The organism is Comamonas piscis (assembly GCF_014109725.1).
GTDB lineage: Bacteria > Pseudomonadota > Gammaproteobacteria > Burkholderiales > Burkholderiaceae_C > Comamonas > Comamonas piscis.
The window spans coordinates 2688548-2714500 of sequence record NZ_CP058554.1; the positions used below are offsets into that span (position 1 = coordinate 2688548).

The 25953-nt window shown below is 63.3% G+C and carries 22 protein-coding genes; 17 read left to right on the plus strand and 5 right to left on the minus strand.

Translation table 11 applies throughout. The annotated features are described in order from the left end of the window. Positions 1–116: 116 nt before the first annotated feature. The 5 genes from HS961_RS12030 to HS961_RS12050 all read left to right on the plus strand — a co-directional run bounded on the left by HS961_RS12030 (position 117) and on the right by HS961_RS12050 (position 8264). Positions 117–2522 carry a glycosyltransferase gene (locus HS961_RS12030; RefSeq protein WP_182322248.1) on the plus strand — a complete coding sequence of 802 codons (2406 nt, stop codon included), beginning with the start codon at positions 117–119 and terminating at the stop codon, positions 2520–2522. Further along, on the plus strand, positions 2519–5095 hold the full coding sequence (locus HS961_RS12035) for a phytanoyl-CoA dioxygenase family protein (protein WP_182322250.1): 2577 nt from the start codon (positions 2519–2521) through the stop codon (positions 5093–5095). The genes HS961_RS12030 and HS961_RS12035 overlap by 4 nt, the downstream gene beginning before the upstream one ends. Then, positions 5095–5943 (plus strand): ABC transporter permease, encoded by an 849-nt coding sequence (locus HS961_RS12040; RefSeq protein WP_182322251.1) that lies wholly within the window; start codon positions 5095–5097, stop codon positions 5941–5943. The genes HS961_RS12035 and HS961_RS12040 overlap by 1 nt, the downstream gene beginning before the upstream one ends. 29 nt (positions 5944–5972) lie before the next feature. Further along, the gene (locus HS961_RS12045) at positions 5973–6725 is read left to right on the plus strand and encodes an ABC transporter ATP-binding protein (protein ID WP_182322253.1); all 753 of its coding nucleotides are present in this window, start codon (positions 5973–5975) and stop codon (positions 6723–6725) included. An 81-nt stretch (positions 6726–6806) separates the two neighbouring features. Next, positions 6807–8264: a cryptochrome/photolyase family protein gene (locus HS961_RS12050; protein ID WP_182322256.1), complete on the plus strand. Its 1458-nt coding sequence runs from the start codon at positions 6807–6809 to the stop codon at positions 8262–8264. A 43-nt stretch (positions 8265–8307) separates the two neighbouring features. On the opposite strand, the gene HS961_RS12055 is transcribed toward HS961_RS12050, so the two are convergent. Beyond that, complete coding sequence (locus tag HS961_RS12055) at positions 8308–8832, minus strand: GNAT family N-acetyltransferase (RefSeq protein ID WP_182322258.1); 525 nt, start codon at positions 8830–8832, stop codon at positions 8308–8310. A 399-nt stretch (positions 8833–9231) separates the two neighbouring features. Between HS961_RS12055 and HS961_RS12060 the strand changes: the two genes are divergently transcribed. Both HS961_RS12060 and HS961_RS12065 read left to right on the plus strand, forming a co-directional pair. Then, positions 9232–10665 carry a fibronectin type III domain-containing protein gene (locus HS961_RS12060; protein WP_182322260.1) on the plus strand — a complete coding sequence of 478 codons (1434 nt, stop codon included), beginning with the start codon at positions 9232–9234 and terminating at the stop codon, positions 10663–10665. A gap of 522 nt (positions 10666–11187) precedes the next feature. Continuing rightward, positions 11188–13431, plus strand: a complete 2244-nt coding sequence (locus tag HS961_RS12065) for an ATP-binding protein (protein WP_182322262.1) — start codon at positions 11188–11190, stop codon at positions 13429–13431. A gap of 186 nt (positions 13432–13617) precedes the next feature. Here HS961_RS12065 and HS961_RS12070 read toward each other — a convergent pair whose 3' ends face one another. Beyond that, the gene (locus HS961_RS12070) at positions 13618–14622 is read right to left on the minus strand and encodes a Bug family tripartite tricarboxylate transporter substrate binding protein (RefSeq protein WP_182322264.1); all 1005 of its coding nucleotides are present in this window, start codon (positions 14620–14622) and stop codon (positions 13618–13620) included. Positions 14623–15016: 394 nt separating this feature from the next. Here HS961_RS12070 and HS961_RS12075 point away from each other — a divergent pair, with 394 nt between their 5' ends. Genes HS961_RS12075 through HS961_RS12095 form a run of 5 tightly spaced genes read left to right on the plus strand, consistent with a single transcriptional unit; the run spans position 15017 to position 20218 of the window. After that, entirely contained in the window at positions 15017–16348 is a 1332-nt protein-coding gene (locus HS961_RS12075) for a four-carbon acid sugar kinase family protein (RefSeq protein ID WP_182322266.1), read from the plus strand. Beyond that, positions 16345–17343: a 4-hydroxythreonine-4-phosphate dehydrogenase PdxA gene (gene pdxA, locus HS961_RS12080; RefSeq protein ID WP_182322268.1), complete on the plus strand. Its 999-nt coding sequence runs from the start codon at positions 16345–16347 to the stop codon at positions 17341–17343. The genes HS961_RS12075 and pdxA overlap by 4 nt, the downstream gene beginning before the upstream one ends. Positions 17344–17364: 21 nt before the next feature. After that, entirely contained in the window at positions 17365–18501 is a 1137-nt protein-coding gene (locus tag HS961_RS12085; protein ID WP_182322269.1) for an iron-containing alcohol dehydrogenase, read from the plus strand. Positions 18502–18510: 9 nt separating this feature from the next. Next, positions 18511–19407, plus strand: a complete 897-nt coding sequence (locus HS961_RS12090; protein WP_182322270.1) for a dihydrodipicolinate synthase family protein — start codon at positions 18511–18513, stop codon at positions 19405–19407. Between the two features lie 46 nt (positions 19408–19453). Then, positions 19454–20218, plus strand: a complete 765-nt coding sequence (locus HS961_RS12095) for a DeoR/GlpR family DNA-binding transcription regulator (RefSeq protein ID WP_182322271.1) — start codon at positions 19454–19456, stop codon at positions 20216–20218. 25 nt (positions 20219–20243) lie between these two features. On the opposite strand, the gene HS961_RS12100 is transcribed toward HS961_RS12095, so the two are convergent. Genes HS961_RS12100 through HS961_RS12110 form a run of 3 tightly spaced genes read right to left on the minus strand, consistent with a single transcriptional unit; the run spans position 20244 to position 22563 of the window. Next, positions 20244–21221, minus strand: coding sequence for a zinc-binding dehydrogenase (locus HS961_RS12100; protein WP_182322272.1), 978 nt, complete (start codon positions 21219–21221; stop codon positions 20244–20246). A gap of 11 nt (positions 21222–21232) precedes the next feature. Then, positions 21233–21913 (minus strand): type 1 glutamine amidotransferase domain-containing protein, encoded by a 681-nt coding sequence (locus HS961_RS12105; RefSeq protein WP_182322273.1) that lies wholly within the window; start codon positions 21911–21913, stop codon positions 21233–21235. A gap of 17 nt (positions 21914–21930) precedes the next feature. Next, positions 21931–22563 carry a TetR/AcrR family transcriptional regulator gene (locus tag HS961_RS12110; RefSeq protein WP_182322274.1) on the minus strand — a complete coding sequence of 211 codons (633 nt, stop codon included), beginning with the start codon at positions 22561–22563 and terminating at the stop codon, positions 21931–21933. A gap of 48 nt (positions 22564–22611) precedes the next feature. Here HS961_RS12110 and HS961_RS12115 point away from each other — a divergent pair, with 48 nt between their 5' ends. The 5 genes from HS961_RS12115 to HS961_RS12135 all read left to right on the plus strand — a co-directional run bounded on the left by HS961_RS12115 (position 22612) and on the right by HS961_RS12135 (position 25902). Further along, positions 22612–22854, plus strand: a complete 243-nt coding sequence (locus HS961_RS12115; protein WP_182322275.1) for a hypothetical protein — start codon at positions 22612–22614, stop codon at positions 22852–22854. A 34-nt stretch (positions 22855–22888) separates the two neighbouring features. Beyond that, positions 22889–23143 carry a hypothetical protein gene (locus tag HS961_RS12120; protein ID WP_182322277.1) on the plus strand — a complete coding sequence of 85 codons (255 nt, stop codon included), beginning with the start codon at positions 22889–22891 and terminating at the stop codon, positions 23141–23143. Positions 23144–23522: 379 nt separating this feature from the next. Next, positions 23523–23849, plus strand: coding sequence for a DUF3649 domain-containing protein (locus HS961_RS12125; protein ID WP_182322279.1), 327 nt, complete (start codon positions 23523–23525; stop codon positions 23847–23849). Further along, positions 23846–25573 (plus strand): PepSY-associated TM helix domain-containing protein, encoded by a 1728-nt coding sequence (locus HS961_RS12130; RefSeq protein ID WP_182322281.1) that lies wholly within the window; start codon positions 23846–23848, stop codon positions 25571–25573. Before HS961_RS12125 ends, HS961_RS12130 begins: the two co-directional genes overlap by 4 nt. Next, positions 25570–25902, plus strand: coding sequence for a DUF3325 family protein (locus HS961_RS12135; protein ID WP_182322283.1), 333 nt, complete (start codon positions 25570–25572; stop codon positions 25900–25902). Before HS961_RS12130 ends, HS961_RS12135 begins: the two co-directional genes overlap by 4 nt. The last annotated feature ends 51 nt before the right edge of the window (positions 25903–25953 follow it).

Below are 25953 nucleotides of genomic sequence, written 5' to 3' on the forward strand. Positions count from 1 at the left end.
CCCTGTACGATAATTCACGATGTTTCACAAAGTGAATCTGGTAAACATCTGATGCCAGTACAGGCGCTTCGGTGCCGTGCTGGGGGGTGTTTGCCAAGGCATCCTCTGGCACATCCATGATTGCTCACAGTCCGCGCGCGATTTTTACCATCTGCTCGAACAACTACCTGCCCATGGCCAGGGTGTTGCTGCAAAGCGCTGGCCAACAGCATCCCGAGGCAGATATCTACCTCTGCCTGGCGGACACGCTCTGGGATGACCCCGCCTTCTATGCGGGCGACTTTCAGGTCATCACAGCCGAGGCGCTGGGCATTCCCGATTTCCAGGAGTTTGCGTTCCGCTACGGGATCATGGAGTTCAACACGGCGGTCAAGCCGTTCATGTTCCAGCATCTGATGGCGCTGGGCTATGCCCAGATGGTCTACCTGGACCCGGATATCGAGGTGATGGCGCCGCTGGACCATGTATTTGCTTTGCTGGCAGATGGCGCCTCTCTGGTGCTGACGCCGCACCTGACCCAGCCCGCAGAGCGGGAGGCCTTTCCGGACGATGTGGGCATCATGCGTGCGGGGGTTTTCAACCTGGGTTTTCTGGCGGTGGGTGCATGCCCGGAGGCTGAGCGCATCATGGCCTGGTGGGGCGGGCGGCTGCAGTACCAGTGTGTGAACGAGCCTGAGCGCGGCATTTTTGTTGACCAGAAGTTCATGGACCTGGTACCCGGCTTTGCTGCGGATGCGCGCATTCTGCGTGAGCCCGGCTACAACCTGGCTTACTGGAACCTGCACCAGCGCGATCTGCAGATGCAGGGCGATGGCTGGACGGTGGATGGAACGCCGCTGCGTTTTTTCCATTTCAGCGGCATTGACCCGGCCGATCTGCGGCAGCTGTCCAAATACACCACGGCCTTTGGCCCCGGTGCCATCTCGCCCGCATTGGCGGCCTTGATGCGGCGCTATGCCCGGCAGGTGTTGGCGAATGGCCATGGCCGCGTGCCGGCTGCCAGCTATGCCTATGCGCGGTTTGCGTCGGGTACGGTGATTCCGGAGGTGGTGCGGCGCATGTTCCGCGAGGGCCACCGCTGCTGGTCGGGGGGCGATCCTTTTGCGACCTATGAGGCCTACCTGCAACTGCCCAGCCCCCTCAGCCCGTTGTGCAACAAAGGCTATGTCACACGCCTGATGGCCGAGTTGCATGCGCGCGAGCCCTGGTTGCAGCAGAGCTTTGATCTGCGCTCAGCGCAGGGCGTTGCCGCCTATATTGACTGGTTCTGCTTACATGCCCGCAGCCAGCTGGGGGATTCGCGGCTGGTGGAGCCGGTGCAACTGCGTGCGGCGCGCGTACCGGTTGCCGCGCCGCCAGACCGCCTGCCGCCACCGGCTGCACCGGGCGAGACGCAATTGACGGTCGTGGGCTACCTGCAGGTAGCGTCCGGTGTGGGTGAGGCTGGCCGGCAGATGCTGCGCACTGCCATGCATGCCGGTTTTCGCAGCAAGGGCCTGGCCATCCAGCCGCCATCCTTGCCAGTCAGTGTGGATGAGGCACTCGTTCCCTGGATCAGCGATGGCCAGGCCGCCCGGGTGCAGATTTTTCAAGTGAATGCGGACCAGTTGCCCACGGTGATCCAGGATCTGGCGGACCAACTGCCCAAGAACAGCTGGCGGGCAGTGGTGCCGTTTTGGGAGCTGGAGCATTTCCCCGATGCCTGGATGCCGGCCTTTGACCTGGTGGACGAGGTCTGGGCGCCAACGCGCTATGTGCAAAAAATGCTGGCCAAGCGCTTGAACAAACCAGTGCTGCATATGCCGCCGCAACTGAGCTTTGTGCCGCCACCGCCTGCGCCGCGTGCACAGTGGGGTGTGCCGGAGCAGGCCTTTGTGTTTTTCTTTGCGTTTGACTTGCTGTCCTTTGTCGAGCGCAAAAATCCGCAGGCGCTGCTGCGCGCGTTCCGCGAGGCCTTTCCGCCCCAGGTGGCCGGTACGGAAGTCTGCCTGGTCATCAAAACCCTGAATGGGCATCGGGCGGCAGCGCATAGCCGGTCCTTGCTGGAGGCGCTGAAGCACGAGCCGGGCGTGGTGCTGGTTGACCAGCTGCTAAGCCGCGCTCAGAGCCTGCAACTGATGGCTTGCTGTGACGCCGTGGTATCGCTGCACCGCAGTGAAGGGCTGGGTTTGTTGGTGGCGGAAGCCATGCAGCTGGGCCTGCCCGTGGTGGCAACGGATTATTCTGCTACCACCGAGCTGGTTTCGCCGCAAACCGGGTGGCCGGTGGCCTGCAAGCTGGTGCCGGTGCCCGAAGGTGCTTACCCCTACCACCAGGGGCAGGTCTGGGCGGAGCCCGATGGGGTGCATGCCGCCTGGCAGATGCGGCAGGTGTACCTGAACCGGGCCGAAGCAGCGCGCCGCGCCCAGCATGCGCGTGCCCGGCTGGAGGCGGAATTTGGCGCCGATGCCACTGCCCAGCGCCTGCGCCGACGGCTGGCAGCTTTGCTGGCCGGTGGTGAGCGCTTGGGAGATGCGGCATGACGGAACAAGCCCGTTCGCCAGCAGCGACCACCATGCGGCGCTGGCTGGTCATCGGGGATATCGGCGGCGCGGCGCAGTTCCATGTCGGTGATGAGGCGATGTTTGCTGCGAATCTGCAGCTGCTGCAGCGTGCCAGCCCGCAGGCGCAGCGCATGGCAGTCTCGCCAGACCCGGCGTTCACGGCCACCACCTATGGCGTGGCAGCGGTGCCGGGCCTGGGTTTTGCCGATTGCGCGGATGACGCCGAGCGCGAGGCGCTGTTGGCGCAGCTCTCGCTGCCATCGCCGGCCCATTGGACGCAGCGCAGGCCCGCCGCGATGGAGGCCTTGCGCGATGCGCAGGATGGCCTGCTCATCTCCGGCGGTGGCAACCTGCGCAGCACCTGGCCGGCCTTTTTGTACGAACGCCTGGCCTTGGCGCGCCAGGCGCGGCGCTTGGGTGCGCCCGTGGTAGTGGTGGGGCAGACGCTGGGCCCGGAGCTGAGCGCCCGCCACCGCGCCATGCTGGCCGAGCTGCTGGCGATGACCGCGTGGGTGGGGGTGCGAGAGCAGCCCAGCTACCAGTTGGCGCTGGCGCTGGGCGTGGATGCCAGCCGGTTGTCGCTGCAGTTGGATGATGCCCATGGACTCTGGCAGCAGCCCAGTCGCGATGGCTATCTGCCGCAGCCCTTTGCGATGGACAAGCCCTGGATGGCGCTGAGCTTTCATCCGCTCTGCGATCCGACTGGCAGCGACCCGTTGCTCGACAGCCTGGCCCAACAGCTGGAGGAGATCGCGCAACGGACGGGCTGTAGGCCCGTGTTCATCCCCCATGCCCGGGCAGATGCCGCCCATGGCGCGCCTTGGTCCGATGCCGACATGGGCCAGGCGCTGGCGGCGCGCATGCGCCATACCCCCATGCTGCTGCTGCCGGTGATGCTGCCCGAGCAGGTGGCATGGCTCACGGCCCAGGCCCATCTGGTGATCAGCTCGCGCTACCACCCGCTGGTGTTTGGACTGGCGGCTGCCAAGCCTTGTCTGGGTATTTGGAGCGACCACTACACCCGCACCAAGCTGCAAGGCGCGCTGGCGCACCATGGCAGCGCCCATACCGCCTGCAGTGTGCAGGAGGTAGGCGATGGCTTGCTGAGCGGCCGCCTGGCCGACTTGTGGCAGGGCCGCCATGCCTGGCAGGCCCACCTGGCTGCGCAAGGCCGGCTCTTGGCCGACGGCGAAGCGCGCAGGCAGCAGGCGCTGACGAGCTTGTTGGCGACGGGCCAGATGCTGGAGCAGCCGATTCCTTCTATCCTGATCAGCAAGCCCCCCGCTGCAGCGGACGACATGCTGGCCAGCGCGCCACCCCTTTCTCCCGACGCTTTCCGCAGGAGGTCTTCCATGCTTACCGAGGCAGACTGGCAACAATTCGCCAAAGACGGTTTTCTCCACCTGGGGTCGGTGCTTTCGCCAGAGGCGCTGGAGGCATTGCGGCAGCGCGCCGATGCGCTGGCGCTGGGGGAGGTGTACAACCCGGCGGTGCAGATGCAGCTCGATACCGGGGGCGCCTACGAGGAACTACCCGGGGCCGTCGAACGCTTTGACGAGGGGACGCTGCGCTACCGCAAGATCCAGGGGCTGGAGCATGACCCGCTGTATGCACAGCTGATCGACCAGCCGGTTTTCAGGACCATCTGCGCGGGCATGTATGGCGCGCATGCGGCGGTATCGATCTTCCGGGCCATGGTGATGAACAAGCCTGCCGGCCATGGCACCGTGCTGCCCTGGCACCAGGATGGTGGCGCCGTCTGGCAGCTGGACCGCGACCCCTTGGTCACCCTCTGGGTGGCGCTGGACGATGCCAATACCGCCAATGGCTGCATGGATGCGGTCCGGGGCTCGCACCGGCTGGGCCTGCTCAGCACGCAGGGCAGCACCTTGACCGAAGACGCGGTGCGCGCGCATTGCCCGCCCGAATTGACCGTGCCGCTAGAGGTGAAGGCAGGACATGCAGTGCTGATGCACAACTGGCTGATCCACCGCTCGGGCCTCAATACGTCGCCCACGCCCCGGCGCGCCTTCACCATGTGCTGCATGGATGCCCGCACGCGCAACCTGCTGACCGGGGCGCATTTTCCGGTGGTGTACGGCGCGCAGTCCAGCGCGCCCGATGCCTATGTGCAGCAGCTGCAGGCCGACCTGGCTGCGCAGACCGAGCGATTTGGCCATGCGGAGCGCTATGCCGAGGACCTGCTGGCGACCAATGACAAGCGCCAGGCAATGATCGATGAGGCGACGCAGTATGCGCGCAGCCTGGAGGCCGAGCTGGCGCGTTGGCAGCACGGCGGCAACGCCACGCAACAGGGCCAGCGCGCGGGCTCTGCCGTGGTGCAGATGCGCCAGGAGATTCTGGATTTGAACCATGCCCTCAAAACCGCCTACGAGCAGGGCGGTGGGGGCGGCCAAGACATGGCGCGGCTGCGCCAGCAGGTGGTCGATTTGAATGCCAGCATCGAGGCGCTGCACCAATCGGTCTCCTGGCGCATCACGGCTCCGCTGCGCCGCTTGTATGAGCGCCTGGTGCTGCGCTCCAAAAGCTGATGGATCCCCGCACTTTGCCCCCCGCAGCGCTTAAGGCTCCGGAAACCGGTTGGCAGCGCCAGGCGCAGTTGCTGCTGCAGGACCTGTCGCAGTCGCTGCGGCAGTGGCCGCTGTGGACGCATCTGGGCTGGCAGGATTTGCTGCGCCAGTACCGCCGCTCGTTTCTGGGGCCGGCCTGGATCGCGATCAACATGGCGATCTTTACCGCCGCCTTTGGCTGGATCGGCTCACAGCTGTTCAACCAGAATCCCAGGACCTATGTGCCTTACTTCTGCCTGGGCAATGTGTTCTTTGGCTTTCTGACCACGATGTTCAACGAAGGCTGTCGCACCTATATCGATGCAGCGGCCTTTCTCAAGCAGGCCTCGTACCCCAAGTTCAGCTTTGTGTTTCGGGTGATGTGGCGCAGCCTGCTGATGCTTTTGCACCAGCTGCCGCTGATCGTGGTGGTGCTCTGGTATGGGGGTTACCTGGGCGGCGCGCTGTGGCTGGTCTGGCTGGCAGGAATGGTGCTGACCGTGCTCAGCGCCACCTTGGTGCTGGCCGTGTTGGCGGCGCTGGCCACGCGCTACCGGGATGTGCCCATGGTGGTGGCCAGCGTGCTGCAGATTGCCTTTTTTGTGACCCCGGTGATGTGGCATGCCAGCCAGCTGAGCAGCGACCGGGCACAGCTGCTGACCACCCTCAATCCGCTGGCAGCCTGGCTGGATCTGATGCGCCAGCCGCTGCTGGGGGCCGTGCCCGCGCCCAGCACCTGGCTGGCGGCCGGGCTGGTGTTGGCGCTGCTGCTGCTGGTGTGCAGCCTCACCTACCTTTTCGCGCGTCGGCGCATCAATTACTGGCTCTGAGCGCCGCAAGAAACCCAAGGCAAGGCAGCATGCAACCCTTTATCCAGCTCCGCGATGTCGACATTGCGTTCCCCGTGTTCGATGCGCAAAGCCTGGGCCTTATCAACTCCCTCGTGCGCTTCAGCGGCCTGCATGGCCGGCGCGCTGCGGGTCCGGCGCCGATGCGCTCGGTGCAAGCCTTGCATGGCATCAACCTGTCGCTGCAGCCGGGCGACCGCATCGGCCTGATCGGCCACAACGGCGCGGGCAAATCCACCTTGCTGCGGGTGCTCTCTGGGGTGTATGAGCCGGTGCGCGGCGAAATGCGCCAGCATGGCAGTATCTCGGCCCTGACCGACATCATGCTGGGAATGGACCCCGAGGCTTCCGGCCTGGATTTCATCATCACCCGAGGCATTGTCATGGGCCTGTCCAAACGCGAGGCGGGCGAGTGGGTGCAAGAGATCGGCGCCTTTACCGAGCTGAGCGAGCGGCTGCATATGCCCGTCCGCACCTATTCCACCGGCATGCTGCTCAAGCTGGCTTTTGCCGTGGCTACTGCGATCACCCCCGACATCCTGCTGATGGATGAAGTCGTCGGGGCGGGCGATGCCAAGTTCCAGGAGCGGGCGCAAAAACGCCTGCACGACCTGATGGCCCGGGTCAGCATTCTGGTGGTGGCCAGCCATAACGAGCAGCTGCTCAAGTCCTTTTGCTCGCATGCGCTGGTGTTGCGCCAAGGCACAATAGCGCACCGAGGGACGGTGGACGACTGCCTGGATTTCTACCATGCCAACCCCTGAGCCTGCGCTTGAGCGGGCGCCAGTGGAAGCTGGCACGCCCCCATTTCTGAACCCATAGCTAGACAAGGAAACCCCTTCACCATGGCCAGCCGCGCCCTGGTATGGATGCGTCGCGATTTGCGCTGCGACGACCATGCCGCTCTCTACCATGCCTTGCGCCGCTTTGAGCAGGTGTATTGCGTCTTCGTCTTTGACACCGACATCCTGGATCTGCTGCCAACGCGCGAAGATCGACGGGTGGACTTTATCCATGCCAGAGTGCTGGCGCTGGACGAGGACCTGCGCCAGTTGGCGGCGGACCATGGTGCGGTCGATGCGGGCCTTATGGTGCGCCACGGGTCAGCTGCGCAAGAGGTGGTGCAACTGGCGCAGGCACTGGGCGTGCAAGAAGTGCTGACCAACCGCGACTACGAGCCCGAGGCCATCGCCCGCGATGCCCGCGTGGCCGGTGATCTGCAAGCCGCCGGTATTGCATTCAGCGATTACAAGGACCAGGTGCTGCTGGACCGCGATGAAGTGCTGACCCAGCAGGGCCATCCCTACAGCGTGTTCACCCCCTACAAGCGCGCCTGGCTGCAAAAGCTCGATGCCTTCCAGTGCAAGGCCTACCCGGTGGCGCGCTATGCCGGGCATCTGGCGGCATTGCCCAAGGGCGAAGCGATACCCTCGCTGGCCGATCTGGGGTTTCAGCCCAGCAATCTGGCATCGCTGAAGATTCCTACCGGCAGCGCTGGTGCGCAGCAGTTGCTCAAGGATTTTTTGCCGCGCATGGCGGGCTACCAGGACGCGCGGGATTTTCCGGCGGTCAAGGGGGTGTCCTATCTGTCGGTGCATCTGCGTTTTGGCACCATATCCATCCGCCAACTGGCCACAGCGGCGGTGGCGCAGGCGCGCAGCGGCAGCGAGGGCGCGCAAACCTGGCTGTCGGAGCTGGCCTGGCGCGACTTCTACGCGATGATTCTCTGGCACCACCCGCAGGTGGTGACCCAGTCGTTCCGCCCCATCTACGACAAGGTGCAGTGGGACGACGCGCCCGAGCTGTGGCAGGCCTGGTGCGAGGCGCGCACCGGCTACCCCTTGGTGGATGCCGCCATGCGCCAATTGCTGCAGACCGGCTATATGCACAATCGCCTGCGCATGGTGGTGGCCAGCTTTTTGACCAAGGACCTGGGCATTGACTGGCGCGCGGGTGAGCGCTTTTTTGCCCAGCACCTCAATGACTATGACCTGTCCTCGAACAACGGCGGCTGGCAGTGGGCTGCCTCAACGGGTTGCGATGCACAGCCCTGGTTCCGCATCTTCAACCCCATCACCCAGTCGCAGCGCTTTGATGCGGACGGCAAGTTCATCCGCCGCTACCTGCCTGAGCTGGCCCAGGTGCCCGACAAACATATTCACTTTCCAGCCGCAATGAAGCCGCTGGAGCAGCAGGCCTGCGGTCTGCAACTGGGGCGCGACTACCCACACCCGGTGGTGGACCACGGCCGGGCGCGCGAGCGGACCTTGATGCGGTTTCACTTTATGAAGAATCCGGACTAACTGGATTGGCGGAGAGCGGCAGTTGCGCTACGGCGTATCTCGATCAGCGCCCTGCAGTGACCCTGTCTACTGGCAGCCGCATCGCTATGCGCCGCTCCGGCGGCAGCCCATGCAGAGCCTCCGCGTCCAGGCAGTGTTGCAGGCGTGGCCCCGGCTGCTGCAGCTGCTGAAAACCCCGCTTCGCATATGCAGGCGCACACCAGGCGAGGTCTGAAAAGGTGGTCAATGTCAGCGCGCTCAGGCCCTGCGCCACCGCGTGCCGGTACGCACTATCGATGAGCAGGGTCGCGATGCCCCTGCGCTGCCAGTCCGCGTGGACAGATAACTCCCAGATGTGAAGCTCGGTGTCAAAAATCTCCGTGCTAATGAAACCGATAAGCACAGCTTCATCCGTTTCGGCCACCCATACCGATTGCTGGAGGATGCGGCTTTCATGCTCAGCCTGCGCTATCAGGGGGCCATCTGCCAGCCATGCCAGGCCCGCAGCATGGCTATACAGCTGTGCAGCAGACTTTTCAATGGCTGGCAAATCTGCAGCGTCTTTGAGGCGGGCAGGGCGAATCAACATGCGGGGGGCTCCAGATCCATACCGTGCTCTCTGGGCATGAGGTCGGATGGCTCGGCATTGTAGTTCTGGGCAAGAGGAATATCTGCGCGGACAGCCGCAGTCACCGCCTGATCTGGGTACGGCAGCCAAAGCGCCTTGGACAGGATCGGTAGCGGCCTGGACCTTGCCAAGCCCTGCGGGCGTGCAGCCATCTAAAAGAAGATGCCCGCCATGATCCAGATCATGAAAGTACCAATATACTGCTTAATGTTTCAAATTGTGTCGTTTGCAGTGCATCCACAACACGAAACGAATGCTACTTCGCACTCCCAAGACTGATCCCTCCCACAGCCCAACGTCCTGTCAAAAGCCCACGCCCAGTGGGGCCCTGCCAGGACAGCCTCTCGCCACCCCACCACGATGAAAAAACGCTTCCTCAACGCACCCGCGCGCCTGGCTTTGCTCGGGTTCCTGGCTATCACTGGCGCCCACGCTGCGCCTCAGATTATTTATGACGGCAGCAGCCCGCCTGCGCCTGCCGTGTGGACCCAGGCGACGGTTGGCTCACCGACGGTGGCCTCTGCTGAAGGCCTGACACGCTTTACTACCAGGACGGCCCCCGGTGGAAGAACCAGTGATGCCAACCTCTTCAAATACGCAGCGGGCACCAATAGCTTTATCGCCTCCATCAAGCTCAAGGCCTATTCGGTGAACCGCCACAACCAATTAGATGCAGGGCTGATGTTCAGTGTGGGCGATGAATTTAGTGGTTCCGCTGGAAATACCATCCAGCGCTCGGCCATGCTCTACATCGATGCCACAGCCATGGGCTGGGCGGACGATTCGGCATCGGTTGCCAATGACGCCAGCGTGTTCCATGAATATGCGATTCGCTATACCAATGGACAGTTGGACGTTTTTGTCGACACCAGCTTTGACACCATCATTGCGGGCACTGCCAAGCCTGTTCTCAGCCGGGCGCAGCCTTCCTCAGGCAGTGACCGGGGCGCCATTGTTTTCGGCGACCAGTCCAATGACCCCAACGTGGATTCCGACTTCGCGGTGGAGTTCGTCAAGTTCCAGAACCTGCGCCTGCCCACGGAGCCAGGCTATGTATTTACAGAAACCGGTGATGGCCAACTGACCGCCTACTGGGGCACCCCCGCTTACGCTGGCGAGTCGCCGATCAGCGGCTACACCGCCACGGCATTGACCACCGATACGCCGCCGAAGACGGCTGGCAGCTGCAGCACCTCCGCTACACCGCCAGAGCTTGCAGCCGACTTTTGCACGATCGGCGGTCTTGCCAACGGCACGCCGTACACCGTCAGTGTGCAGGCTACCAATGCTGCTGGTGTCGGTGCCAGCGCGTTGACGGATCGGGCAGCCACGCCGGTCGCGAGTGTTGCCGTTCCTGACACCTCGGTGCTCGTCAACGGCGTCGTGGGTCAAAGCTACGACGCGGTCATCACGCCGACCGGCGGCCAGGCTCCCTACCAGTTCGAGATCATCGATGGCAGCTTGCCCCAAGGGCTGGCCGCACAGCTGTCTGACGATGGGCTGAGCATCCGCATCGCCGGTACACCCAGCCGCAGCGAAACGACCCAATTCACGCTGAGCATCTCGGACAGCACCCCTGCACCGGTGGAGCTGGCGAGCAAGGCGGGTCCGACATTGACGACGGTTGTGCAGGCCTACAGCATTACGGTGGCTGCCCCCGATGTGGTGGTGGTGCCCGCCAAGGCGACGCCCGTTCCGTCGCTGGGCGTTTGGGCTGTGTTGCTGCTGAACCTGTTGGCAGGTGGCCTGGCTGCGCTGGGACTGCGCGGCCGAAACAAGCCTGCGCAGGCTTGAGCTGGCAACGGCTGCTAGTTGAGACAACCACCTTCGGGTGGTTTGTTTTTTTCTGGGGCAGTGTTAGGGACCCTCTGCAAAACTCCCTGCCGTGGTCTGAACGCGGGCTCGGGCGATCCGCTGCGTTGTCTTCCTTGTCAATAGCTCGCTATTGACTGCAAAAGACGCCTTGCGTCTCATCCCGATCCGCGTCCATCCCCGCTTGGCGAGGGTTTTGCAGAGGGTCCTTAGTGCGGACTGGGGCGCTTTGGTGAAGCTTGGGCACGGCGCTTGCATAGGGAGTACAGCCCCCATAAAAAGAAGCCGCCCTTTAGGCCAAGCTCGGCACAAGACCACTCAAAAATCAATCAATCTTCAACCCAATGGCGGTGATAGCAAGAGCCGTGGAAGGAGGCCGGTTTGGGCTGCCATCCGCGCAGCGCCGCACAGACCCGGGCTTTGCTGGCGCCCTTTGTACGCTTTTGCTTACATAACGCACAGCGTCAATCTGCAAAATACATGGCTTAACATCTCACTCCGCCCATGCAATCAGAGCTTTTGCAACAGTACCAGCGCCGCATTGCTGATTTAGAAACCGAGCTGGCCGTCGCTCGCGACATATCGGCGGAAGCTATAGGGCATGCGTCCGTAGACAACTTGCCGGTGGACTTTGCATTGGATGCGGCCGGCATTGGTCTGTTCAATGTGGATGTCGGCACACAGACCATCCATCTGAGTGCGGGCGCCTGCCGGCTCTTTGGGCTGGCGGTGCAGGCGTCTTACCCGACGTCCACGTTCGAACGCCTCTTGGTGGACCGCAGCGAAGCATCGAACCACCACAGCCGCAGCGATGGTTCAGCGGCACTGGTGGTGACCTACCAGATCAGCCGTGCAGACAACGGCGCATTGCGTTGGATCGAGCGGCGCGCACGCATTCGCCGCGATGCCAGCGGGGCGGTGATCGACTTTGGTGGTGCGCTGCGCGATGTCACCGATTTTCGGGCTGCGATGGAGCTGGCTGCTAAATCCCACAAGGCGGTTGCTGCACTGTTGGACAGCCGCAGCTTTCTGATTGACCTCACGGTGCGCCAACGTGCGCTCTCCGATCCGGACACCGTCATGCGCATGACGGCGCAGCTGCTCGGTGAGCGGCTGGGCGCCCATCGCGTGGGCTTTTACCGCATTTTGAGCAGCAGCTCCATGCAGTACCTCAACGGCTGGAGCCAGAGCGAGCTGCCATTGCTGTCGGGTATCTCGCCCGTCGAGGCTTTCGGCGCGCAGGCAGAGCAGCTCCGCAGCAGGGGCGAGATGCTGGTTTTTTCCGACAGCCGCCATGATCTGGACGGCAGCCTGCACCCGCTGGCAGAGCACGGGGTGCTATCAGGGGTGGAGGTGCCGCTGCTGAGTAACCAACGCTGGTGCGCCGGCATGGTCGTGCATTGCGCCAATGTGCGCAGCTGGACTGAGGCGGAGGTGGGCGTTATTCGCGAGGTGGCAGAGCTGGCCTGGTTGGCGGTGGAACGCGCCGAAGCCTTTTTGCGCCTGGGCGACCAGGTACAGCGCCAGGTGGAAAAGATCGAGTTTGGAAGGAGAGAAGCCATCGGCCAACGGGAAGGGCGGCTGGTGGCGGAATCCAAGGTTCATCAATTGCAGAAGCTGGAAGCCGTGGGCCAGCTGACGGGCGGCATCGCGCACGACTTCAACAACATGCTGGCCATCATCATGGGGGGCCTGGCGCTGCTGCAGCGCAAGCTCCAACGCGGTGACACGAATGTGCAAAAGCATGTGGACTCGGCAATGGACGGTGCAAAACGGGCCGCAACCCTGACGGCCCGGCTGCTGGCGTTTTCTCGCCAACACCCGTTGTCACCCGTCCCGACCGACATCAATCGGCTGATGGCCAATCTCAGCGATCTGCTGTCACGAACGCCGGGTGAATCGGTACAGCTGGAGGTGATACAGGGCGCCGGGCTGTGGAACACCTTGGTGGACCAAAACCAGCTGGAAAACGTGCTGCTCAACCTCTGCATCAATGCACGCGACGCGATGCCAAGCGGTGGCCGCCTGACGGTGGAAACCAACAATGTGCATGTGGAGCGGAGCTATGCGCTGGAGTTTGACCTGGCCGTGGGCCAGTATGTCGTCCTGTCAGTGACGGACACGGGCACCGGGATGACGCCCGAGGTGCTGGCACGCGCCTTTGAACCTTTCTTTACCACCAAGGCCGTGGGCAAAGGCTCTGGCCTGGGCCTGAGCCAGGCCTTTGGTTTTGCCAGCCAGTCGGGCGGGCACCTTAAAGCGTACTCAGAGTTGGGTCACGGCACGACGTTCAAGATTTACCTGCCGCGCCACATCGGCAACGCTGTCGGCCAGCCGCTGCCTGGCCTGCGGCAGCCGCTGCGCGCGGGTCGTGTGGGCGAGATCATCATGGTGGTGGACGATGAAGACCGCATGCGTGCGGTGGCGTCCGAGACCTTGCGCGAATTGGGCTACACGGTCGTCGATGCCGCGAACGGCCCGGAGGCGCTTGCCATGATCGATGCAGGCCAGGAGGTCACTGTTTTGTTCACGGACATCATCATGCCCGATATGACGGGCCGCCAACTGGCTGACCTGGCCCTTCAAAAACTGCCGCAGCTCAAGGTGCTCTACACCACGGGCTACACGCGCAATGCCGTTGTGCATAACGGCATTCTGGATGCGGGTACCAACTTCCTGGCCAAGCCTTACAGCATTGAAGACTTGTCTGCCAAGATTGCGGATGTGCTGGACGCTGCTGCCAACTGATGTGTCTTGCCTGGTCGCGCTGCAGGCAATCCTCTAAGGCTGCCAAGCTGGTGGCACAGGCCGTTGGCGGTGTAAGCCAACACAGCTTGATGGCCCGGGAGCTGTGTTGCCGCCCCAGCCTTGTTGCTTCGCTGCAGCGCGGGGCGGATCATGCCGATCAGCCCGGCGCCACTCTGCCCAACGGCATCAATCAATCTTCAAGCCAATCGCGCTGATCACCGAGCCGTAGCGGTCCAGCTCGGCCTTGGTGAACTTGGCCAGCTCGTCCTGCGTGCTGGCCTTGCTGCGCACGCCCAGCTTGGTCAGGCGATCCTTGGCGTCGGCATTGGACAGGGCTTCGTTGAGCGCCTGGTGCAGTTTGGCCAACACCTCAGGGCTGGTTTTGGCGGGCGCGTACAGGGCATACCAGGCGTTCACGACAAAGTTGGGGTAGCCGCTTTCGGCAAAGGTCGGCACATTGGGCAGCTCGGGCAGGCGCTCGGTGCTGGCCACCGCCAGGGGCCTTACTTTGCCGGAGGTGATCAGCGGCGTAGCACTGGTCAGGGTGTCAAAGATCATGTCGATGCGGCCACCCATCAGGTCCATGGTGTGGGCATTGCCGCCCTTGTAGGGCACATGGGTCATGTCCACGTTGGCGGCGCGCTTGAAGAGCTCGGCACTCAAGTGCAGCGGCGAGCCATTGCCGGCCGAGCCATAGGTGAGCGTGGCGGGTTTGCTTTTGGCCTGCTCTACCACCTGCTTGACGTCCTTGAAGGGCGAGTCGGTGGCCACTTCCAGCACGATGGGCGCTTCGCCGATCATGCCCACGGGCGCAAAGTCCTTGATCGCGTCATAGCCGGGTTGGCGGTACAGGTGGGGGCTGATCGCATGGCTGGACAGGGAGCCCAACACCAGGGTGTAGCCATCGCCAGGCGCCTTGGCTGCCAGCGCGGTGCCAATGGTGGTGCCCGCGCCGCCACGGTTGTCAACGATGACCGTCTGCTTGAGGATCTCCCCCATCTTCTGGCCCACGATACGGCCCACCGCATCGTTGGCGCCCCCTGCTGGGTAGGGAACGATCAGGGTGATGGGCTTGCTGGGGTAGGCGGCATCTGCTGCCTGGCCGGCCAGCGGGGCAAGACCCAGCAGCAGGCTGCTGGCGAGGAGGAAGCGACGGCGCGTGGCTGCAGCGGATTGGCGGGAAGCGAACATGGTGGGACACCTCAATGGCTGGTTGTGCGGGGATGCATTCAGGGACTGCAGACGCCGTCGCCAGAAAGCGCCGCAGTCTGCAATTTGATCAAAACAATCAAAATTGATAATTTTTTGAACGTCTCGATCAGAACTCTTTTTGCAAAACTCTCCAATCAGGACTTTCCCCGAGATGGTGCATGCACCACCATGCGGAGTTGTTGCACACAAGCGGTGCGAAAATGGCCTTGCTGCACAGCTTTGACAAGAGAATTGCGGTCATTTCGATTGTCCCGATCATTTTTGATACGTTAATTAAAGGGTTTACCCTTGTTTTTAATCACTCTGAATGATTTATGATCGTTTCAATCAAATTAAAGATTCCGCTTGTGACGGAGTCGCCCGAAAGCCCCGCATGAGCCCCCGTTCCCTTCCGCGCTACCTGGTCGTCGCCGACGACCTCTCCGGCGCAGCCGACTGTGCTGCGGGGTTTGCGAGCGCCGGCTTCTCGACCAGTGTGTTGCTGGACCCGCAAGCCAGCGGCACCGCACAACGCGATGTGGATGTGCTGACGGTGGACACCAACAGCCGGCGTGACAGCGCTGCGGTGGCGGCTGCCAAGCTGCAGGCCGTGCTGGCAGCGCCGGCTACCCAGGGCCGCCGGGTGCTCAAGAAAATCGATTCCACCTTGCGCGGTGGTTGGGCGCAGGAAGTGGCGGTGTTGCAGCGCGGGCTGAATGCCATGGCGCTGGTGGCGCCTGCCTTCCCCCAGATGGGCCGCACGATGCTGGATGGTGTGGTGCGGGTGCATGGCCTGCGCCTGGCCGATACCGATACCTGGAAGCTGGAGCATGCCGGCTGTGACGACCGGCCTGCGCAGCAACTGCAAGCCGCAGGCCTGCGCTGCGACCATCTGTCCGCTAGCCTGCTCGATGCTGGCCCAGCAGCCACTGCGCAAGCGATTGCCCAGGCGTGCGGGGAGGGCGTGCAGGCGCTCGTGTTCGATGTGCTGACTGACGAACATCTACAGACCTTGGCCCAGGCCAGCCTGCAAATAGAACATGCCTTTTGCGTGTGCTCTGCCGGCCTGTCGCATGCGCTGGCGCGGCAGCTGCCGGCGGCTGCTGCGTCGGCCGTGTCGCTGGATATGCCACATTCCGCTGGGCGCTTGCCCAGCGTGGTCACCGTTGTCGGCAGCATGTCGGCGATCGCGCAGCAGCAGCTGGCGTATCTGGCAGAGCAGCCACGGACCCAACTGCATGTGGTAGCTCCGAGCTGGCTGCGCAGCGACGCACAAACGCCCCAATGCCAGACGCTGGTGCAGACCATCAGCAGCGAAGTAGCGCAGGGCCTGGATGTTGTGGTCAGCCTCGGGGCAGATACGCATACGGACCCGGCCGAGGGCCCCATGCTGGCCCGGCAGCTGGCGCGCTTGCTGCATGCTCCCATGGCAGCAGCGGCAGGCTTGGTCATCACCGGTGGTGAAACGGCCCGCGCGGTGCTGGAAGCGCTGCAACTGCGCAGCCTGCGCGTGCATTCCGAGAGCGAACCCGGCGTGGTGCTGTGTATCACCGAGAACCAGGACACCGAACCAGACAGCCGGCGGCAGTGGATTGCGACCAAGGCCGGCGCTTTTGGTCATCCCGCATCGCTGCACCGTGCAGCCATCGCTATTCATTCATTGCTGGCCGCCAACACCCCTGGCAGCATCACCGACCCACTCCCTACAGAAAGCAAGCAAAGATGAGCACTTCTCTGCCCGTCATCGGAATCACCATGGGAGACGCAGCAGGCGTGGGCCCGGAAATTATTGTCAAGAGCTTTGCAAATGACAGCCTGTACAGCCTGGCAAAGGCCGTGGTCATTGGCGACGCCAAGCGGTTGGAGAAGGCCAATACGTTGCTGGGCACCCAGGTGCGTGTGCGGCCCATCCAGGACATTGCCGACGCCGCCTTTGAGCGTGGCGTGATCGACTGCATCGATCTGCAGCTGATCCCCGATGACCTGGCCTTTGGCAAGCTATCGCCCGTGGCGGGCGACGCCGCCTTCCGCTTTATCGAGCGCGCGGTGGAGCTGGCCAAGGCCCGGAAGATCGATGCGATCTGCACGGCGCCCCTCAATAAAGAGGCACTGCATGCCGGCGGCCACAAGTTTCCCGGTCACACGGAGATGCTGGCGTACCTGACGGGGGTGGAGGAGGTGTCGATGATGCTGGTAGCGCCCAATCTGCGGGTGATCCATGTGACCACGCATATCGGCTTGCTCGATGCCATCCGCAAGATCGAGCCCGGCCTGGTGGAGCGCACCATCCAGCGCGGCTACGACACCCTGCGCAAGGCCCACATCGACAACCCGCGAATAGCAGTGTGCGGCATCAACCCGCATGCGGGTGAAAACGGCCTGTTTGGCTATGGCGAGGAAGAGGAAAAGATCATCCCCGCCGTGCAGAAGCTGCGCGAGAAAGGCATGGACATTGAAGGCCCCTTGCCGGCCGACACGCTGTTCTTCCGCGCTGGGCGGGGGGATTTTGATCTGGTGGTCGCTATGTACCACGACCAGGGCCATGGCCCCGTCAAGGTGCTGGGCCTGGAGGCGGGCGTGAACATCACCGTGGGGCTGGATGTGATCCGCACCTCGGTAGACCATGGCACGGCGTTTGATATTGCGGGCAAGGGCGTTGCCGATGAGCGCAGCTTGTTAGAGGCTTTGCGCCAAGGCGCAGAACTCGCCACCCGCCGCTAAAAAATCCAGGAGACAAAAACCATGCATATCCATAGTACCGTCCTGAGCGGCCACAAAGTCCTCGACGACATCGCCTACCTGGTGAGCGGCAAGCACAAGCTGCTGTTTGTCAGCGACCAGAACATCATCAACATTGCCGGCGTGCAGACACTGCTGGGCCAACTCCGGCGCGCGGCGACGGAAGTGCTGGTGATCGACGATGTGCCGCCTGAGCCATCGGATGCCGATGTGGAGCGCATTCTGCAAGAGCGCGATCTGCGCGGGGTGGATTTTGTTGTGGGAGTAGGGGGAGGCAGTGTGCTGGATGTGGCCAAGCTGCTGTCGGCGCTGGCGCACCCCGAGTCGCCGACGCTGGCCGAGCTGCTCGCGGGCACCAAGGTCACGCAGCGGGTCAAGGCGCTGATGGTGCCGACGACGGCGGGCACGGGCTCGGAGGCGACCCCGAATGCGATCCTGGCCATCCCGGCGCGGGAGACCAAGCAGGGCATCATCTCGCCGGTGCTGCTGCCGGACTATGTGGCGCTGGCGCCGGAGCTGACCGTGACCATGCCGCACAAGATTGCGGCATCGACGGGGGTGGATGCGCTCTGCCATCTGGTCGAGTGCTTTACCGCCAGCATCGCCAATCCGGTGGCGGACAACTACGCGATGATCGGCATGAAAAAGCTGTTCGAGAACATCGAGCTGTCGGTCGCCGAGCCACACAACCTCGAAGCCAAGCTCAACATGCTCTGGGCCTCGTACTACGGCGGCGCCTGCATTGCGCATGCGGGCACGCACCTGGTGCATGCCATGTCCTACCCGCTGGGCGGCAAGTACCACATCCCCCATGGCGTTGCCAACGCCATTTTGCTCGCACCTTGCTTTGAATGGCTGCGCCCGCTCTGCGTCGCCAAGCTGGCGCGCGCTTATGAGCTGGTGCCCGGTGCCGATCTGGCGCTGGACGATGAAGGCAAATCCCATGCGCTGGTTGCCTACTTTGCCGACCTGGTCAAGCGCCTGCGCCTGCCGGCCAGCCTGCAAGAGTTGGGCATTGGCCGCGACCACCTGCCCGATCTGGTGCAGGCTGCGCTCGATGTGCAGCGCCTCATCAAGAATGTGCCCGGGCCCGTCACGGGCGCCGATATCGAAAAGGTCTACCTGAAGCTGTTTAACTGAGACAACACCATGGCAAACAACAAAAAACTCCAAGGCATTTTGACGGCCATCATCACCCCCATGGATGCGGAGGACCGCTTTGCGGAAGCGCCGTTCCGCGAGCAGATCGACCGGCAGGTGAACGCAGGCAATGGTATCTTTTGCGGCGGCACAAATGGCGAATTCTTTGCGCTGACCGAAGGCGAAAAGCGCCGTGTGGCCGAGGTGGCGATGGAGCAGGTCGCTGGGCGTGCCAGCGTGGTCGGCCATGTGGGGGAGGTATCGACTGCTGAGTGCATCCGCGCGGGCCGCGAGATTGCCCGCCTGGGTGTGGATGCCGTCGCCGCCATCACGCCCTGGTTTGTGCCGCTGTCGCAGGATGAGCTGCATGGGCATTTCAGCGCCATTGCCGATGCGCTGGAGGTCCCCGTCTATCTGTACAACATTCCCGCGCGCACCGGCAACACCATTGCGCCCGAGACCGCCAAGCGCCTAGCCGCGCATCCTAATATCGCGGGTATTAAGGACAGCGCTGGCAGCCATGAAAGCCTGAGCGGCTTTTTGAAGGTGGCCAACGAGGTGCCGGATTTTGTGGTGTTCAATGGGCCGGACAGCCTCATCCACCAAGGCTTTGTCGAAGGCTGCGCGGGCGCCGTATCGGGCCTGGCCAATGCCGCGCCGCATGAGATCAATGCGATCTGGACCCTGTTTGCTGCTGGCGATATCGAGGCATCGCGTGCGCAGCAGGCAACGGTGACCAGCCTGCGCGAGACGCTCTACAAGGTCTGCTTTGCGCCGGCCGCTGTGAAGCGTGCGGTGCAATTGCTGGGCTACAACGTGGGCAACAGCAAATACCCCGTGCGCATCAGCGCCGAGCAGGAGGCGCAGATGCGCGAAATCCTGAAGGCGCATGGGATATCGGGTTAAGCTCTCAGCCGTTATCGCTATTGCGCTGTCGCCAGCCACACATCCCATGAAGGTCACCAACCGCAGAGAGTCGATTCTCCAGGCCGTGCATTCGGGCATGACCGATGTGGCTGCGCTGTGCGCCAGGTTTGATATATCGGAGGCCACCGTCCGCCGAGATCTGCAGGCGCTGCAGCAGGATGGCCGCCTGTTGCGGGTCTATGGCGGTGCGGTGGCCGCACCCATCCGCCATGAGCCGGAGGAATCGCTGGAGCTGCGCAAGGTGCATGACGGCGAGGGCAAGGCAGCGATTGCCCGCGAGGCCATCCGCTTGATCGAGCCGGGCGACACCTTGTTTATCGACGGCGGCACGACCACCGATGCGCTGGCCCGCCATCTGCCCAAAGATGATTCGCTGCGCATTATCACCAACAGCCTGCTGGCGCTGAACACCCTGAGCGCGCGCGATATTCGCGTGACTCTGCTGGGCGGCGACCTGCGCCCGGGCAGCATGAGCGTTTACGGCCCGCTGGCCGATATGGCGCTGGAGCGCCTGACCTTTGACAAGGTGTTCTCCAGCGCCGATGGCATCGACGCGGAGTTTGGCGTCTGCGAAGGCTCGATCGAGCAGGCCTGGTTCAAGGAAAAGCTGTTCCGCCGCACCCGCGAGGTCTATATGCTGGCCACCGCAGAAAAGCTCGGCCGCAAGTCTCAAATGAACTGGTCGCCCATCCACCGGCCCTGGACCCTGATCACCGATGCCGCGCCCGAAAGCCATGCGGTACAGGCGTTTGGCAACCATCCGTTTGTGACGGTGCTGCCAGTCGCCTGAACGCATAACTTCCTACGACGCCCGTTTAAGGCTTGAGCAATACCTTGCCCTTGCGGCCCGGTTGCAGGCTGGCCGTTGCGGCTTGGGCAACATCGCCCAGGTCATAGATGGCCTCGGTCGGCAGCTTTAGCGTGCCACCCAAAACGCGCTGGATCAGCTCGCCGATCAGGCGGCGTTTGTCCTCGGCGGACAGGGCCTCGCTCACCTTGCTGCCCCAAAAACCTTTGACCGTTGCCTGCTTGAAGATCATCGCGCCTGAATCAATCTGCATCGGCTCGCCGGCCATGGTGCCAAACGACACCAAGGTGCCGCCTTCGCCCAGCAAGGCCAGCAGCGCGGCACTGGCTGCGCCGCCAATCGAATCGACGGCCGCATAGGCCCCGTTGGCGCCCAGCAGCGCGCTGGCGTTGTGCTGCCAGTCGGCTTGCGCGGTAGACAGCACGTTGGCAATGCCCAGGTCTGCCAGCTCCTGCACCGCCTCATCGCGGCGCACCAGGTTGAGCACGTTCACACCGCGCGCGCTGGCCAACATGGCCAGGGTCTTGCCGACGGCGCCGTTGGCGGTGTTCTGCGCAATCCATTGGCCGGGCTGCACGCTCAAAAACTCCAGCAGCATCAAGGCGCTAAGCGGCATCGCGATGAGCTGGGCGGCCACCTCGTCAGGAATCGCATCGGGCATGGGCACCAGCAGACGCGCGGGCGCCAGAAAGTACTCGGCCCAGGTGCCGTGAACGCCGGCGACTGCGACGCGCTGGCCGATGAGGGTGCTGTCGACGTCTGGCCCGACGGACTCCACCACGCCCACGGCCTCGCTGCCGCCAATCGCTGGCAGCGTGGGCTTGTAGCCATAGCGGCCGCGCACGGTCCAGAGGTCATGGTTGTGGATCGGGGCGAGCAAGGTCTTGATACGGACCTGGCCTGCTACCGGTTGGGGGATGGGCTGGTCGCCCAGGCCCAGTACCTCGGCGGGCTCGCCAAAAGTGGAGTGGATTGCACTGCGCATGGTGTCTGTCCTTATTTAGCAAGCATGGACAGCAGGGCCTCGGCCACGGCTTCGCTGCTGGCAGGGTTCTGGCCGGTGACCAGGCGGCCATCGACCTCCACATGCACTTGCCAATCAGGGCCCTTGTGGTAATCGCCACCCAGGCGCGTGAACGCATCCTCGATGAGGAAGGGCACGACGGCGGTCAGGCCGACGCCTTCTTCTTCGCTGTTGGTAAAGCCTGTTACGCGGCGGCCAGCGACCAGGGGATTGCCATTGGCCGCCTTGACCTTGATGAGGGCGCCCGGTGCATGGCAGACCAGACCCAGCGGCTTGCCGGCGCGCTCGAAAGCTTCCAGCAGTGCAATCGACTTGGCGTCGTTGGCGAGGTCCCAGAGCGGGCCATGGCCGCCGGGGTAGAAAACGGTATCAAAGTCATCGGCGTTGATCTGTGCCAACGGCGTGGTGGCTGCCAGGGCAGCTTGGGCTTGCGGATCCTTGCGGAAGCGCTCGGTGGCTGCCGTTTGTGCATCGGGCTCGTCGCTTTTGGGGTCCAGCGGTGGCTGGCCGCCCAGTGGCGAAGCCAGGGTGATCTCGGCGCCCGCGTCCTGGAACACGTAGTAAGGCGCGGCAAACTCTTCCAGCCAGAAACCGGTCTTGCGGCCCGTGTCGCCCAGGCGGTCGTGCGAGGTCAGTACAAATAGAACTTTCATGGAGAACTCCTTGGGGGTTAGGGGAGGGGGTGAGGAGAGGCGGGGCTGAATGCTTTGCAGGTCAGCAAATGCACGGTGGCGGCCCGCGCCTGGATGAGCGATGACTTGTCCTGGCTCAGCTTGGCCAGCAAGGCCGCGCCCAGCCACATTTGGTAGATAACGCGGGCCAACACTAAAGAAGGCGGGCCAGCGGGCAGCGAGCCATCGCCGCGTGCCTCGTCAATCACGGCGGCGATCCTCGCCAGCAAGCGCTGTACACCGCCATGGAGCACCTGGCGCATATCTTCGGACAGGTCCGCTACTTCGGCAGCCAGTTTGACCACCAGGCATTCTTCGGCCCAGCCACACACGCCATCGCCGGGCGCTGCAATCCAGGCATCCCAGTAGCGCATCAGGCGGTCATAGCCATTACCATCTGCCGCCAGCAGGCCATTCACCTTGCGGCCATAGCCATCCACATACTGCTGCAGCAGCGCGCAGCCAAAGGCTTCTTTCGACGGGAAGTAGTGGTAGAACGAGCCCTTGGGCACGTTGCAGGTCTTAAGAATCTCTTGCAAGCCGACAGCCGCAAAACCTTTGCGCAGCACGAGCTGGTGCCCCGTGTCGAGGATGTGCTGGCGGGTGGCTTCCGCTTTTTTGGTCAAGGTCATGCACTGGATTCTAGTAAAAAATAGACCGGTCGTCTACTTGATGTTTGCATGACAACATTCCATCGATTGAAATGGCTGCTGCAGCCGCTTGCGTCGATCGGCTTAGGGGTGCTGGTGGCCGAAGGCATACACCATTGGGCTTGCGCCGCCCGGCAATACCTGTCAGCCATCGCCGCGACTGCATGTCCGCAAAGCGGGCAGGTGAAACAAAAAGTCTCAGCTATGCTATGTTTAATCAAGTTTCAGGATGACGACACACAGCCGGTCGGAGGGCTGTTGGCGCAGACCTGATTTTTCATGGCGATGCGCCCGCAGAGGAGGCCGTATGAGATCCCGTGCAAAGTCTTTGTCGGAACTACAAATCACTGTCATCAGCCCAGACCAGATCAAGCTCTTCAAAATGGCCTATCTCGCAGGTATCACCGATGCGGGCGCCATTTTTGATGTGGACAGCGAAGTTGCTGCCAGCGACGAGGTCGCAGAGCGTATCACCAAAGCCTTGGACGACGCCGTGGCGACATTTGAGGACGATTGCCTGTCGATTGGCCCTTGCCCTTTGGCGCCGGAGTCCGATACCTAGTATTTCCAGCGCCTTGCACCCCAGCCCCGTATGCGGGGTTTTTTTTACGTCTGAAGCAGGGTATGTGTTCCCAGCGGCGTCATCGTTTGCATTCCTGGCGCTTTGCATCTAGGGATCGTCTGCAAAACACTCGCCAGGCGGGACGGATGCGGATCGCCCCAGTCCGCGTTCAGACCATGGCAGGGAGCTTTGCAGAGGTTCTATAGGTCTCGCCCTCCACAGCGTTGGACAGCGGACGCAATAATTGCCCGTCAAAATAATTATCAAGACTCATTCTCATTTAAAATACTGCGCGGCGCTGCCATGGCTTGCCAAGTCATGCACAAGGCGCCACCGGGAATCCACCACCGTGGCGGGCCCCGTTCACAGGATTGTCTAGATGCAAACAGCCGTAAATCACCCACCAGCAGCCAGCCTGCTGGGCTATCGCGCGCGGGTCGCGTCACGGGCCGTGGCCGCTATTGGTGGCGGCTATGCCTTGGCAGCGGCCTCGGCTGCAGCGGGGGCGGTGGGCTTTCAAGCGTTCGGCATGGCCCGGGTGGATGCGACGATGACGGCCACGATGCTGGCCTTTGTGGTCTACGCGATCGCGGCGATGTGGGCCTTTGGCTGCGCAACGGCGCTGCGTGCCTGGCTGGGCATTGCGCTGCCGGCTGGCACGCTGGCGCTGATCGCCTGGGTGCTGGCGCCGGGGGCCGCGGCATGAGGGTCGATGGCAAACCCGAGGGCTTGCGGCAGTCGATGTCCTGGTTGCATACCTGGAGCGGGCTGCTGCTGGGCTGGCTGCTGTATGCGGTGTTCTTTACCGGCACCTTGAGCTTTTTCCGCAACGAAATCACCGACTGGATGCGGCCCGAGCTGCACCAGTCCGTACCCGACGCGGGCACGGCACAGCGCGGGCTCGATGCCATGCAGGCGATTGCGCCCAAGGCCACGACATGGACTTTGTCCTTGCCCAATGAACGCCAGACGGCCATCGAAGCCTCCTGGCGCGAGCCCGGTGCCGCCACGGGCCGGGCCGGCACGCTGCGCACGACCCTGGATGCCGGCACCGGCGAGCAGCTGCAGCCGCGCGAGACGCGGGGCGGCAGCTTTTTGTACCGCTTCCACTTTGAGCTGTATGCGATGCCGCGCATCTGGGGCCGCTGGATCGTGGGCTTTGCGACGATGCTGATGCTGGTGGCCATCATCAGCGGGGTGATCACGCATAAAAAAATCTTTAGCGACTTCTTCACCTTCCGCCCGCGCAAGGGCCAGCGCTCCTGGCTGGATGCGCACAATGCCACGGCCGTGCTGGCGCTGCCTTTTCATCTGGTGATCACCTTCAGCGGCCTGGTGCTGCTGATGAATATGCTGATGCCCTGGGGCGTGCAGACGGCCTACAACGGCGACAGCAATGCCTATTTCTCGGAGCTGCGTGGCAACCGCCAGGCGCAGCCGGGCGCTGCCAATGCCAATGGCCCGCGCGAGGGCGGTCGTGCCAGCCGGCAGGCGAATGCCGATGCCGATGCAGATGCCAACACGCCAGTCGTGATGGCAGCGGTGGGCCCGATGATGGATGCCGCCTTGCAGCAATGGCCGGCGCATGGCGTGGGCAGCATCACCGTCAACGCGCCAGGCACCGCCCGCGCCACGGTCGAGCTGCGCGAGGGCGGCGGATCCAGCCTGGTCAACCGAGGCACGGCATCGACCTTGTTGTTTGATGGCGTGACGGGCGAGCCGCGCCAGGCCCCCGAGGCGGCCGCCATTTCCTGGCCGCGCGCGACCAGCAATGTCGTATCCAGCCTTCACCTGGGCCGCTTTGCCGAGCCGCTGGTGCGCTGGCTGCTGTTTTTGAGCGGCGTGGTGGGCACCATCATGGCGGCGACCGGCATGGTGATCTGGGTCGTCAAGCGCCTGCCTGAGCGGCGCAAGCTGGGCCGCACACCCTACGGCCACCGGCTGGTGGAGGTGCTGAATGTGGGGGCGATTGCCGGCTTGTCGGTCGCAACGGCGTCGTTCTTCTGGTTCAACCGCTTGCTGCCGGCTGAGTTGTTGGGCCGCAGTGATTGGGAGATTCGGGGCTTCTTTACCGTGTGGGCGCTGTGCCTGTTGCACCCCATGCTGCGGCCGCACCGCCAGGCCTGGCGTGAGCAGATGCTGGTCGCCACCGTGTTGTTTGCGCTGTTGCCGGTGCTCAATGGTTTGAGCGGTGGCGCATCGCTGCTGCAGACCGTTGCCCATGGGCAGTGGAGCATTGCTGGCTTTGACTTGATGATGCTGGCCTTGGCGGCGTTGCACGGATGGGTGCTGTGGTGGCTGGCGCGGAGCAAGCCCACTGCGACCCCCGCTGCACGGAAGACAGCTGCCCCTGCCAAGCCTGCAGCATCCGACGCCGGTTTGCTGGCGCCCCATGCCGCAGGGGCAGCCGTGATGGAGCAGCAACCATGATCGCTATCGCAAGCCTGCTATGGGCCTTTGCCGGTTTTGCAGCCTTGGCCGCTGCGATGGACCGGCATGAACAACAGCTGGGCGCCGTGGCGCTGGCACCTGCGCAGCGCTATGGGTGGCAGGCGGGCGGGGCGGCCTTGTTGCTGGTGTCGCTGCTCTGTTGCCTGCAGCGCTGGAATGCATCGGTAGGCTTTGCGTCTTGGTTGGGCCTGTTGACCTTGGCGGCGGTGGCCTGGGGGCTGGTGCTGACCTACGCGCCAGAACGCGCGCGCGCCTTGGCCTTGGGGGCGGCGGTGCTTGGCTTGATTGCGAGCGTACTGGCGAACTGAACGCAAAAACGCCGCGCCAGGCAGTCACCCGGCGCGGCGTTCATTTAAACG

Bases quoted from the DNA above. Each gene is read 5' to 3' on its own strand.
- HS961_RS12030 (WP_182322248.1), top strand. From the start codon at position 117: ATGATTGCTCACAGTCCGCGCGCGATTTTTACCATCTGCTCGAACAAC.
- HS961_RS12035 (WP_182322250.1), top strand. From the start codon at position 2,519: ATGACGGAACAAGCCCGTTCGCCAGCAGCGACCACCATGCGGCGCTGG.
- HS961_RS12040 (WP_182322251.1), top strand. From the start codon at position 5,095: ATGGATCCCCGCACTTTGCCCCCCGCAGCGCTTAAGGCTCCGGAAACC.
- HS961_RS12045 (WP_182322253.1), top strand. From the start codon at position 5,973: ATGCAACCCTTTATCCAGCTCCGCGATGTCGACATTGCGTTCCCCGTG.
- HS961_RS12050 (WP_182322256.1), top strand. From the start codon at position 6,807: ATGGCCAGCCGCGCCCTGGTATGGATGCGTCGCGATTTGCGCTGCGAC.
- HS961_RS12055 (WP_182322258.1), bottom strand. From the start codon at position 8,832: ATGTTGATTCGCCCTGCCCGCCTCAAAGACGCTGCAGATTTGCCAGCC.
- HS961_RS12060 (WP_182322260.1), top strand. From the start codon at position 9,232: ATGAAAAAACGCTTCCTCAACGCACCCGCGCGCCTGGCTTTGCTCGGG.
- HS961_RS12065 (WP_182322262.1), top strand. From the start codon at position 11,188: ATGCAATCAGAGCTTTTGCAACAGTACCAGCGCCGCATTGCTGATTTA.
- HS961_RS12070 (WP_182322264.1), bottom strand. From the start codon at position 14,622: ATGTTCGCTTCCCGCCAATCCGCTGCAGCCACGCGCCGTCGCTTCCTC.
- HS961_RS12075 (WP_182322266.1), top strand. From the start codon at position 15,017: ATGAGCCCCCGTTCCCTTCCGCGCTACCTGGTCGTCGCCGACGACCTC.
- pdxA (WP_182322268.1), top strand. From the start codon at position 16,345: ATGAGCACTTCTCTGCCCGTCATCGGAATCACCATGGGAGACGCAGCA.
- HS961_RS12085 (WP_182322269.1), top strand. From the start codon at position 17,365: ATGCATATCCATAGTACCGTCCTGAGCGGCCACAAAGTCCTCGACGAC.
- HS961_RS12090 (WP_182322270.1), top strand. From the start codon at position 18,511: ATGGCAAACAACAAAAAACTCCAAGGCATTTTGACGGCCATCATCACC.
- HS961_RS12095 (WP_182322271.1), top strand. From the start codon at position 19,454: ATGAAGGTCACCAACCGCAGAGAGTCGATTCTCCAGGCCGTGCATTCG.
- HS961_RS12100 (WP_182322272.1), bottom strand. From the start codon at position 21,221: ATGCGCAGTGCAATCCACTCCACTTTTGGCGAGCCCGCCGAGGTACTG.
- HS961_RS12105 (WP_182322273.1), bottom strand. From the start codon at position 21,913: ATGAAAGTTCTATTTGTACTGACCTCGCACGACCGCCTGGGCGACACG.
- HS961_RS12110 (WP_182322274.1), bottom strand. From the start codon at position 22,563: ATGACCTTGACCAAAAAAGCGGAAGCCACCCGCCAGCACATCCTCGAC.
- HS961_RS12115 (WP_182322275.1), top strand. From the start codon at position 22,612: ATGACAACATTCCATCGATTGAAATGGCTGCTGCAGCCGCTTGCGTCG.
- HS961_RS12120 (WP_182322277.1), top strand. From the start codon at position 22,889: ATGAGATCCCGTGCAAAGTCTTTGTCGGAACTACAAATCACTGTCATC.
- HS961_RS12125 (WP_182322279.1), top strand. From the start codon at position 23,523: ATGCAAACAGCCGTAAATCACCCACCAGCAGCCAGCCTGCTGGGCTAT.
- HS961_RS12130 (WP_182322281.1), top strand. From the start codon at position 23,846: ATGAGGGTCGATGGCAAACCCGAGGGCTTGCGGCAGTCGATGTCCTGG.
- HS961_RS12135 (WP_182322283.1), top strand. From the start codon at position 25,570: ATGATCGCTATCGCAAGCCTGCTATGGGCCTTTGCCGGTTTTGCAGCC.